Here is a 9,263-nt window from a genome sequence, read left to right as displayed (position 1 = left end):
GGACTGGTCATGCTCGAGGACTCCGGGCGGGGGTGGCGGACCGTCGTCGCGTCACCGCGCCCGGTCGACATCGTCGAGCGGGACTCGATCCTCAACCTGCTCGACCACGAGTTCATCGTGGTCGCGTGCGGCGGGGGCGGGATCCCCGTGGTCAAGGACGCGGCGGGCGACTACCACGGGGTGCCGGCCGTCATCGACAAGGACTTCGCGTCCTCGAAGCTCGCCGAGGTGGTCGGTGCCGACTTCCTGTTCATCCTGACGGCGGTCGACCGCGTCGCGATCGACTTCGGCACCCCTGAGCAGCGCGACCTCGAGGACCTCGACCTCGTCACGGCGCAGCGCTACGTGGACGACGGGTGCTTCGGCGCGGGGTCGATGCTGCCCAAGGTCCAGGCGGCGATGGAGTTCGCCGCGAGCGGCCCCGGCCGCAGGGCCGTGATCTGCTCGCTCGAGAAGGCGCCGCTCGCCATGCGCGGCGAGAGCGGGACCGTGATCCACGGGTAGCCCCCCGCTGCGCCCCCCATGAGCAGCATCTTCACCCGTCTCAGCTCGGGGGGCGCTCGCTAGAGTGGCCTCACCTTCCAGAACCCACGACGGCGTCGGCCGCCGATCGCAGGAGACGCCGCATGTCGGTTGACGCTTCGCCCCTCGGGGTGCGGCCCGCGGGTCCGGGACCCGTCGGTATCCGCCGCGTCACCGGCACGGACGTGGCCCGCGCCGCCGGGGTCTCGCAGAAGACCGTCTCGCGCGTCGTGAACCACGATCCTCAGGTCAGCCCCGACGTCCGCCGACGCGTGCAGGAGGCCATCGAGCAGCTCGGCTACCGCCCCAACACGGCAGCCCGGTCGTTGCTGCTGGGCCGCAGCCGGACGGTCGGGCTGCTGAACCTCGGCAGCGCGGCGTACGGTCCCGCGTCTCTCGCCATCGCGACGGGGCGGGCGGTGAGCGCAGCGGGCTACGGGCTCCGGGTCGTCAACACGTTCGATCTCGACGCGCAGACCATGGAGGACGGCCTCGTGTCGCTGCTCGACCAGGGGGTCGACGCCATCGTGGTCAACGAACCGACGGCGATGTTCCGGGCGCGACGCCACGGCCTTGCCGTTCCCGTCCTCAGCCTGTCCGGACCACTCAACCTTGCCGCGACCGAGCTTGTGGTCGAGACCGACGAGGCGAGCGGGGTCACCGATGCGGTCAACCACCTGCTGGAGCTCGGGCACGCCACCGTCCACCACATCGGGGGCCCCAAGGACTGGCCTTCTGCGGTACGACGAACAGAGGCGTGGCGAGCAGCCCTGCAGGCCGCGGGCCGTGACGTGCCGGACGTGCTCCAAGGTGACTGGTCGCTGGCATCCGGCTACGAGGCCGGCCGCGTGCTCGCTCAGCGACCCGGGGTGACGGCGGTCTTCGCTGCGAACGACCACATGGCCATCGGGCTCGCACGTGCGCTCCAGGACGTCGGTCGACGGGTGCCCGACGACGTCAGCATCGTCGGTTACGACGACGTGCCGGAGGCCGCCTTCCTGTCGCGCGCCCTGACGACGGTTCGCCAGGACCTCACCGTCGCGGCAGTGCGCGGTGTCGAGCTCCTCCTGCAGGTCCTCGAAGGCCACCGCGCCCACGGCCTGCTCGAGACGATCCCGACCCATCTCGTCATCCGTGAGACCACGGGTCCCGCACGCGCGTCCTGACGGACACCCCGCCCGGCCGCGACGTCAGGCACCCTCCCGCAGGACGACGACGCCCCTGGCCGGCACGAGGTTCCCGCAGCGGTGCGTGCCACCGCCGACGAGGTCGAGCCCGACCGCCTGCAGCGGCAGGTCGGTGTCGGTGTGGTTGATCGCGAACAGCCAGCTGCCCGACTCACCCGTCCGCCGCACGACCTCGAGCCCGCCAGCCTGCTCGACGACCGGCGCGACCTGCGCTGCGTCGACCACGCGCCCGACGAGGGCCGCGAGCGCCGGTCCGTCGAGCCGCGTCGACAGGTACCAGGCCGCTCCCCCACCGTCCACCGACCGCCGCGTGAGCGCGGGGCCGCCGGCTGCCGGGCCGTCGGCGTAGGTGGCCAGCACCTCGGCGTCGGCGGCGGTGAGCCGTTCAGTCCACACCTCGCCGGTGGTGCCGTCGCTGAGCCGCACCGCGCCGCCCTCGACGAGCGGGGCGAACTCCTCGACGCGCACGCCGAGCAGGTCCCGGAACGCTCCGGGATAGCCGCCCAGCAGCACCCGGTCGGACTCGTCGACGATGCCCGAGAAGTACGAGACGAGCACCTGACCGCCGCGCGCCACGACCGCGGTGAGCCGGTCGGACAGCTCGGGCGGCGCGAGGTAGAGCGTCGGGACCAGGACGACGTCGTAGCCGTCGAGCACCGCCGTCGCGGGCAGCACGTCGACGGCGACCCCCGCGTCGAGCAGCGCACCGTGCAGGCGCCGGGCCAGGTCGAGGTAGTGCAGGTCGACGGTGGGGTGCGCCTCGAGATCCGTCGCCCACCAGGCCTGCGTGTCCCACAGCAGCGCGACCCGCGCCGGTTCGACGACGCTCCCCCGGAGCTCAGCCAGACGCTCGAGCGTCGCACCGAGATCGACGACCTCACGGAACCGGTCCGAGTCGGCGCCGGCGTGGGGCACCATGCCGGAGTGGTACTTCTCGGCACCTGCCCGGGACTGCCGCCACTGGAAGAACAGCACCCCGTCCGCGCCGCGGGCCACGTGCTGCAAGGAGTTGCGCAGCATCTGGCCCGGCTCCTTGGCCAGGTTGCGCGGCTGCCAGTTCACCGCGCTGGTCGAGTGCTCCATGAGCACCCACGGGTCCCCTCCGGCCAGCCCCCGGACCCGGTCCGCGCTGAACGCCAGCTCGGCCCAGCCGCGCGGGTCGTCGGCCTTGAGGTAGTGGTCGTTGGACACGATGTCGACCAACGGGGTCGTCGCGGCGTAGTCGATCTGGTGGAAGTCGCCCATGACCATGTAGTTGGTGGTCACGGGCAGGTGCGGGGTGACCTCGCGCAGCACGGCCGCCTCGGCCTCGAGGTGGTCGACGAACGCGTCGGACGAGAACCGCTCGAAGTCGAGCCGCTGGCCCGGGTTGGGGATCGTCGTCGTGCGACGCGGCGGCAGGATCTGCTCGAACGACGCGTAGCGCTGACCCCAGAAGGCCGTGCCCCAGGCAAGGTTGAGCTCGTCGACGTCCGCGTACCTCGCGGCCAGCCAGGTGCGGAACGCGGCCGCCGACACGTCGCAGTAGCAGCGCCCGTTGTGGCACGCGAGCTCGTTGGAGACGTGCCACATGCGGACCGCGGGGTGCTGCCCGTAGCGCTCCGCGACGACCCGGGCGATCCGGGTCGCGTGCTCGCGGATGACCGGCGAGCTCACGCACCACGACTCGCGGCTGCCGTGGGTGTAGCGCAGACCATCGGCGTCGACCGGCAACATCTCGGGGTGGGCGAGGTGCAGCCAGACCGGCGGCGCGGCGGTGGGCGTCGCGAGGTCCACGCCGATCCCGGCCTCGTGCAGCAGGTCGAGGATCCGGTCCAGCCAGCCGAACTCGAACCGCCCCTCCTCCGGCTCGAGCTGCCCCCACGAGAAGATCCCCACGCTGACGAGGTTCACGCCCGCCTGGCGCATGAGCGCGACGTCGTCGGCCCAGACCTCCTCGGGCCACTGCTCCGGGTTGTAGTCGGCGCCGAACGCGATGCCGTCGGTCGGCCACGGGCCCGCCCAGCGCGTCATCGGGTCACCGCCACGAGGACGTCCCACGAGCCGAGGGTCACGGAATCGCCGGCCGCGAGCGAGCCACCGGGGGCGTCGACGGGCGGTGGGTCCGCCGGGACGTCACCGCGCGCGGCGACCAGGACGTCGAGATCGAACGGCACTGTCACGGTCACGGCCTCCCAGGACCAGTTGTGCACCACGTGCACGCGGGTGCCGTCCGGTCGGGACGACGTGTGGACGGTGACGCTCGCCGGGACGTCCGCCCACGCCGCGAGCGGTTCGGGGACGAGCCACGAGGCGAGCGAGCGGGCGAGCCCGACACCGGGAACCGTCCCGACGACCGTGATCCGGCCGGCGCCGTGCGGGTTCGTCGTCACGGCCGACCACGCGCCCAGGTGGGGGTGGACGTAGCGCGCGAGCACCTCGGCACCGTCGGCCACCAGGCCCTCGGCCCAGGCGGTCGCCTCCCCCGTGAGCGTGCCTGCCACCGGGACGGGGTCGGGGAGGTTGTTGAGCTCGTCGTACCAGACGCCTGCCGGCGAGGACAGCCGGGCCGGCTGGACCTCGTCGCGGGCCCGGGCCTCGTGGTCGGCGTACGCGGTCCGGGGCCCGACGACGAGGTGGCCGCCCGCGTCCGCGTACCTCAGCAGCCAGTCGAGGTCGGCGTCCGACGCCGGGTAGTAGCCGGCCGCGACGAGCACGGGCAGGCGGCGCACGACGTCGGCAGGGTCCTCGCCGAACAGGTAGCGCGGGCGGACGACCCGCACCTGGAGACCGGCGTCGAACGCGCCCTGGTAGAACGCGCCGACGATCCGGGGGTAGCTGTTCGGGTCCCCGGTGCCGTCGGGCTTCTGGAGCGGCGGCTGGGCCGCGAGCGCGAAGCGCGCGTCGGTCGAGGCGAGGATCGCGATGTCGGCGTCCGGGGTCGCGTCCGCCAGCACGCCTCCGGTGCGGGCGAGCTCGGCGCCGAGCAGGGCGATCTCGCGGTAGGCGCGACCGGGCACACCGCTGTGCGGCAGCACGCCACCCCAGTAGGTCTCCGCGCCGTAGTGCAGCGTGTGCCAGTGCCAGTACTCGACCATGCGGGCGCCGCGGCTCACGAGAGCCCAGGCCGCCTGCCGCCACTGGCCCGGGTAGGCCGGGTTGTTGGTGCTTGGGCCCCCGATGGACTGGGCGTCCGTCTCGGTCACCCAGAACGGTTCGCCGCGGCTCGAGAACATCGTGTCGCCGCTCTGGAACAGGGCCCACGTGCCGTTCGTCGTCCAGTACTGCAGCCGCTGCGAGGCGTTCGGGTGGGCCAGCCCGTCCTGCATGGCGTAGTACGGGTTGCCGCTCGTCACGTCGAGGACCGACGCCAGGTCGGCGTCCTCGAGCGCGGGCCGGTCGTACGAGATGCAGGTCGTCACGATCTGGTCGGGGCGCGCGAGCTTGCGGACCGCGCGGGCCTGCCAGTCGATCATCTCCGTGGTCAGGTCCGCCTGGAACCGGCGCCAGGCGAGGTCGTACTGCGGCTGGGCGTTGCCGTCCGGCGTCCACAGGTCCGCCCACGTGGACAGCCGGTGCGACCAGTAGACGAGACCCCACTCCCGGTTCAGCGTCTCGACGTCACCGTAGATGTCGCGAAGGTGGTCGACGAAGCGCTCGAAGACGCCCCGGTTGTGCAGGAGGTGCAGGCCGGGCTCGTTGTCGACCTGGTACGCGACGACAGCGGGGTGGTCGCGGTACCGCTCGACGATCTGCGTGAGGATGCGCTCGGCGTGGAAGCGGAAGGCCGGATGCGTGAAGTCGACCTCCTGGCGGGCACCCCAGCCCATCCGGTGCCCGGTGCGGTCCTCGCCCGCGATCTCCGGGTACCGCCGGACCAGCCACATCGGGACCGCATACGTCGGGGTCCCGAGGACGACGTCGATGCCGCGGGCGTGCGCCCCGTCGAGGACCGGCTCGAGCCAGTCCAGGTCGAAGCTGCCGTCCTCGGGCTCCCACGTCGACCAGACCGACTCCCCGACGCGGATCACCGAGAACCCGGCGGCCGCCATGAGGTCGAGGTCGCGCTCCAGGGTCTCCGGCTTCGGGTCCTGGCCGGGGCCCGCGTACTCGTAGTAGTAGGCCGCGCCGAAGCGGACGGTCTGGTGCTGGATTGCCATGTGTGTCTTCTCCACCTGGTGGGGGGTCAGCCCTTGACGGCACCGCTGGCGAGGCCGGACTGCCAGTAGCGCTGAAGGAACAGGAATGCGATGACGAGCGGGATGATCGAGAGGAACGAGCCGGTGATGATGCTCGAGAACAGGGCCCTCGACCCCGAGCCTCCGGCGGCGGTCGCCTGCCACTGGGCCAGGCCGACCGTGAGCGGGTACAGCTCCGGGCTGTTGAGCATGATCAGGGGCAGGAAGTAGTTGTTCCAGGTCGACACCAGAGCGAACAGGAGCACCGTGACCAGGCCCGGCGAGAGCAGCCGGAGGGCGACGGTGAAGAAGATGCGCAGCTCGCCCGCGCCGTCCACGCGTGCGGCCTCGATGAGGGTCTCGTCGACCGAGTCGGCGGCGTAGACCCGCATGAGGTAGACGCCGAACGGGCTCGCCAGCGACGGCAGGATGACCGCCCACGGCGTGTTCGTGAGGCCGGCGTTGGCGAACAGCAGGTAGGTCGGGATGGTGAGCGCCGTCATCGGGATCATGATCGCTCCGAGGATCCCGCTGAAGATCGCGTTGCCGCCGGGGAACCGGTACTTGGCGAACGCGTACCCGGCCATCGTCGCCAGGAACGCCGAACCCACCGCGCTGGTCACGGAGTAGACGAGCGAGTTGCGCAGCCAGAGCAGGTAGACGCCGTTGTCCGACGTGAACACCGTCTGGATGTTGACCCACAGCGAGTTCGTGCTCGAGAACCAGAGCCCGAAGGTGGAGAACAGGTTGGCGTTGGACTTCGTCGACGCGACGAGGAGCCACCACAGCGGGATGAGGAAGTAGAGCAGGACGGCGCCCATCACGACGGTGAGCACCGGGCTGCGGTGCGGCTTGTCGGAGGAGTACGCGCGGGACCTGCGGGCGCGCTGCCGCGGGGGCGAGGTGCGGTCGAGGGGGCTGCCGGTCAGGGCTGACCCGCCGGCGGCGGTCTGCGTGGTCATCGTGCTGCACGCTCCTTGCGCTGGGTGGACAGCTGCACCGAGTACGACACGACCATGATCACGACGCCGAGGATGAAGGCGATCGCGGCGGCATAGTTGCTGTCCCGGTTGATGAACGCGAGGTTGTACGCGTACATGTTCGGCGTGTAGTCGATGCCGATGACGTTGGGGGCGATGGTCCGCAGGAGGTTCGGCTCGTTGAAGAGCTGGAACGAGCCGATCACCGAGAAGATCGCGGTGAGGATGATCGCCGGGCGGATGGCCGGGATCTTGATGCTCCAGGCTGTGCGCACGCGGCCGGCGCCATCGACCGCCGCGGCGTCGAAGAGCTCGCTCGGGATGGATCGCAGAGCGGCGTACAAGATGATCATGTTGTAGCCGATGAACTCCCACGACACGATGTTCATGATCGATCCGAGCATCCAGTTCTGGGACAGGAATGGCGGCGCCGAGATGTGCAGGTTCTTGGCGATCTGGGCGGCGGGGCCGAAGTCCGGGCCGTAGAGGTATCCCCACATCAGCGCGGCGATGACGCTCGGCACGGCATACGGGATGAAGATGCCCAGCCGGATGAAGCGCTGCAGGTAGAGGACGCCCGCGTCGAGCAGCAGGGCGAACACCAGCGCGAGGCCGAGCATGATCGGCACCTGGATGAGCAGGAAGATCGCCATCCGGCCGACGCCGGTCAGGAACGACGAGTCGGTGAGGGCCCGCGTGTAGTTGTCGAACGCGACGAAGGTGGTGCCGCCCACGAGCTGGTCGCGGAACAGGCTGAGGTAGCCGGAGTACACGAGCGGCACGACGATGAACAGGGCGAACACGACCACGAAGGGCGTGATCAGGATGTAGGCGGCCGCGTTCTCGCGCCGACGCATCGGCGACGGGCCCCGGCGCTTGATCGGCTCGGTGGACGTCGTCGGTGGTCCTGGGGGCAGACGGACATCAGCTGCAGTCATGGTGGTCTCCTGGATCGAGCGGGGTGCGCCGCCCCACGCCCACGCAGCGGGCGTGGGGCGGCGCCATCCCACTACTTGACGGTGAAGCCCTGCTGCTTGGCGTACGTGGTCAGGGCGTCCTGCCAGGCCTTCAGCGCGCCGACGATGTCGCCCTTGTCAGCGATCGCCTTGCCGACCGACTCCTGGCCGGCGGAGTACGCGTAGTCCATGAACGGCAGCCAGCTGAAGTCCTCCGGCACCGTCTTGGAGATGTCCGCGAACACCTGGTTGACCTTCTGGCCCCCGTAGAACTCGGGCGCCAGGTCGGTGAACTCCTTGCTCGTGAGCGTGGCGTTCGTCGTCGGGAACAGGAACTGCGTGTTCGCCAGCATCAGCGTCGAGGCCGGGTCATGGTTGATCCAGAGGGCGAGCTGCGCCGCGGCGATCGGGTTCTTCGTGCTCTTCATGACCGCGTCGGACGAACCACCCCAGTTCGCGGAGACCGGCGTGCCGGACGCGTCCCACTGCGGCATGTTCGCGGCGCGCCACATCCCGGAGGTGTTCGCCGCCGTGCCCTGCAGGAACACCGGGGCCCAGGCTGCCGTCGGCGCCCAGCCGGCGTACTTGCCGTTGGCCAGGCCCTGGTACCAGGTGTCGGTGAAGTCGGGGTCGACCGAGACGTCACCGGCCTGGATGAGGTCCTGCCAGTACTTCGCGACCTTCGTCGCCTCCGGGGAGGTCACGTTGATCGTGACGTCCTTGTCCCCGTTCCAGCCGAACGGGCGCGCCCCGGCCTGCCACAGCATCGCCGTGAACTGGCCCATGTCGTTGCCCGGCATGTTGGTCAGGTAGACGTTCGGGTCCGCGGCGTGCAGCGTCTTCGCGGCCGTGGCGAACTCGTCCCAGGTCTTCGGCACCGCGATGTTGTGCGCCTTGAGGATGTCGTCGCGGTACAGCCCACCCATGGGGCCCGAGTCCTGCGGGATGCTCCAGATCTTCGAGCCGTCCGTCGACAGGACCTGCTTCCACACCCACGGGACGTAGTCCGCGCTGGTGCTCGCCGGGATGTACGGCGTGAGGTCGAGGAGGTTGTCGCCGAGGGCGAACGACTGCACGTGCTGGAACTCGATCTGGGCGACGTCGGGGGCACCCTTGCCGGCCTGCAGCGCGCTGCGCATCTTCTTGTAGTGGTCAGCGCCCTGGCCGACGTTCACGACGTCGACCGTGATCGCCGGGTAGGCGGCCTCGAACAGCTTGACCTCGTTCCCGATGTCCGGGACCCAGGTCCAGAACGTGAGCTTCGTCGGCGTCTTCATCGCCTTGTCGATGTCCGCCTGGCTGATCGCCGCAGCGGGTCCCGTGGTCTTGGTGCCCGAGCTCCCGCCGCTGCACGCTGTGAGCGCCAGTGCGGCGACGGCGATCCCTGCGGTCACTCCCATGGCCTTGCGCCGCCACGTGATTGTTCTCGACATGCTCCACTCCTTCGTGTGCCATGCGGGC

At 70.5% G+C, this 9,263-nt stretch carries 6 protein-coding genes and 1 pseudogene; 2 read left to right on the top strand and 5 right to left on the bottom strand.

What is annotated here, in order from left to right; all coding sequences use genetic code 11:
• Together VFW79_RS12505 and VFW79_RS12500 are read left to right on the top strand one after the other, a co-directional pair.
• Positions 1–504, top strand: a pseudogene (locus tag VFW79_RS12505) (carbamate kinase); the annotation flags it as partial.
• 122 nt (positions 505–626) lie between these two features.
• On the top strand, positions 627–1,688 hold the full coding sequence (locus VFW79_RS12500; protein ID WP_329677620.1) for a LacI family DNA-binding transcriptional regulator: 1,062 nt from the start codon (positions 627–629) through the stop codon (positions 1,686–1,688).
• A gap of 24 nt (positions 1,689–1,712) precedes the next feature.
• On the opposite strand, the gene VFW79_RS12495 is transcribed toward VFW79_RS12500, so the two are convergent.
• From VFW79_RS12495 to VFW79_RS12475, 5 genes are all read right to left on the bottom strand, one after another.
• Complete coding sequence (locus VFW79_RS12495; protein ID WP_329677619.1) at positions 1,713–3,722, bottom strand: beta-galactosidase; 2,010 nt, start codon at positions 3,720–3,722, stop codon at positions 1,713–1,715.
• Positions 3,719–5,848, bottom strand: a complete 2,130-nt coding sequence (locus tag VFW79_RS12490) for a beta-galactosidase (RefSeq protein WP_329677618.1) — start codon at positions 5,846–5,848, stop codon at positions 3,719–3,721. Before VFW79_RS12490 ends, VFW79_RS12495 begins: the two co-directional genes overlap by 4 nt.
• 26 nt (positions 5,849–5,874) lie before the next feature.
• Positions 5,875–6,828: a carbohydrate ABC transporter permease gene (locus tag VFW79_RS12485; protein WP_329677617.1), complete on the bottom strand. Its 954-nt coding sequence runs from the start codon at positions 6,826–6,828 to the stop codon at positions 5,875–5,877.
• Positions 6,825–7,784 carry a sugar ABC transporter permease gene (locus VFW79_RS12480; RefSeq protein ID WP_329677616.1) on the bottom strand — a complete coding sequence of 320 codons (960 nt, stop codon included), beginning with the start codon at positions 7,782–7,784 and terminating at the stop codon, positions 6,825–6,827. Before VFW79_RS12480 ends, VFW79_RS12485 begins: the two co-directional genes overlap by 4 nt.
• Positions 7,785–7,855: 71 nt before the next feature.
• Complete coding sequence (locus VFW79_RS12475) at positions 7,856–9,235, bottom strand: ABC transporter substrate-binding protein (protein ID WP_329677615.1); 1,380 nt, start codon at positions 9,233–9,235, stop codon at positions 7,856–7,858.
• Positions 9,236–9,263 lie beyond the last annotated feature (28 nt).

Origin of the sequence: Cellulomonas sp. (assembly GCF_036279715.1) — a bacterium.
Lineage (GTDB): Bacteria > Actinomycetota > Actinomycetes > Actinomycetales > Cellulomonadaceae > Cellulomonas_A.
Note: the sequence above shows the minus strand (reverse complement) of the source record. Positions and strands in the feature narration are given on the sequence as shown.